Source organism: Agrococcus casei LMG 22410, from assembly GCF_900163565.1.
In the GTDB taxonomy this organism is placed as follows: Bacteria; Actinomycetota; Actinomycetes; order Actinomycetales; family Microbacteriaceae; genus Agrococcus; species Agrococcus casei.
Map to the genome: position 1 here is coordinate 1 of NZ_FUHU01000039.1, position 1,350 is coordinate 1,350.

Consider the following 1,350-nt stretch of genomic DNA (forward strand, 5'->3'; position numbering starts at 1 on the left):
TGAAGCGCCCTGGGTCTGATGGAGACTCGCGCTATTTGATTCCCACCAGCTGATCGTGGTTGGTTTTGACAGCATAGAACGACTGCTCGAACTCTGCAGGCGGGACGTCTCCCAGATAGCCATGGAGGCGTTGCGTGTTGTGCCAGTGCACCCAGCCGAGGGTCGCGAGTTCGAGGTCCTCGACCGTTCTCCAGGGCCCTGATCGTGCCGGTCCGCGGACGAGTTCGGTCTTGTAGTAGCCATTCACCGTCTCGGCGAGGGCGTTATCGTAGCTGTCGCCGACGGTCCCGATCGATGGTGTCGCTCCGATCTCGGCGAGGCGTTCACCGTAGCGAATGGATGTGAATTGACTGCCCGCATCGCTGTGACAGCGCAGATCGGCGTGCTGGGTTCCGCGTCCCCAACGGGCCATCTCGATCGCGTCGAGCACCATCTCGGTGCGCATGTGAGACGCGCACCGCCAGCCGACGATCATGCGACTGAACACGTCGATGATGAAGCACACATACGCGACCCCGGCCCAAGTCGGAACGAATGTCAGATCGGTGACCCAGAGACGGTTAGGCGCGGTCGCGGTGAACTCCCGATTCACAAGATCTGGGTGCCTCACGGCGGTCGGATCAGGCCTGGTCGTCGTGACACGCTTAGTCCGTGTTGCGCCCTCGATGCCCGCGGCTCGCATGAGCCGGCCGGTCTGGTCTCGGCCGATATCGATCCCGGCACGTCGTGCACTTTTCCAAAGCTTGCGGACACCATAGACGCAGTAGTTGTCCTTCCACAGCGTCACCAGCTCCGGAATGAGCGCCGCGTCGCTGAGCGCCCGCGCCGACGGCGCACGACTCTTCGCGGCGTAATAGGTGCTCGGAGCTACCTGCAACACCTTGCAGATGGGCTCGACTCCGAGCGGGCGGCCTTCGACGACGTCGTTCTTGTTCGCGTCGATGAAGGCAACTATTTCCGGTGTTGGCGGTCGAGCTCCGCCCCGAAGAAAGACGCGGCCCGTTTCAGAATCTCATTGGCCCGACGCAACTCCCGATTCTCTTGCTCGAGCTCGCGCACCCTCTGCGCTTCCGACGTGCTGACCCCCTGGGCATGGCCGTCGTCGATGTCGGCCTGCTTGACCCACGTCCGCACGGACTCGATCCCGTATCCCAGTTGCAACGCCACACGCTGCACCGTCCCGCGATCAGTTCCGAGCTCTGTTCGCAGGGCCCGCACCATCCGGACCGCGGCAGCCTTCTCCTCTGTCGAATACCGACGCGTCGTCGGCTTCCCTGATGTCTGCTCTTTCGGCATAACCCCATCCTCGTATCCAAGGTCAGGAGCCTCCAACAAAACCAGGGCGCTTCA

1 protein-coding gene and 1 other annotated feature are annotated in these 1,350 nt (G+C 62.7%); the gene reads right to left on the bottom strand.

Features of this window, described 5'->3' with window-relative positions; all coding sequences use genetic code 11:
- Positions 1 to 31: 31 nt before the first annotated feature.
- Positions 32 to 1,296 (bottom strand): IS3 family transposase gene (locus tag CZ674_RS09805; RefSeq protein ID WP_234988542.1). Its coding sequence is split into 2 segments (ribosomal slippage): positions 32 to 993 and positions 993 to 1,296, totalling 1,266 coding nucleotides; the frame shifts between segments, so codons are not numbered across the junction.
- Positions 863 to 997 (bottom strand) — a sequence feature (AL1L pseudoknot). (Overlaps the previous gene by 135 nt.)
- Positions 1,297 to 1,350 lie beyond the last annotated feature (54 nt).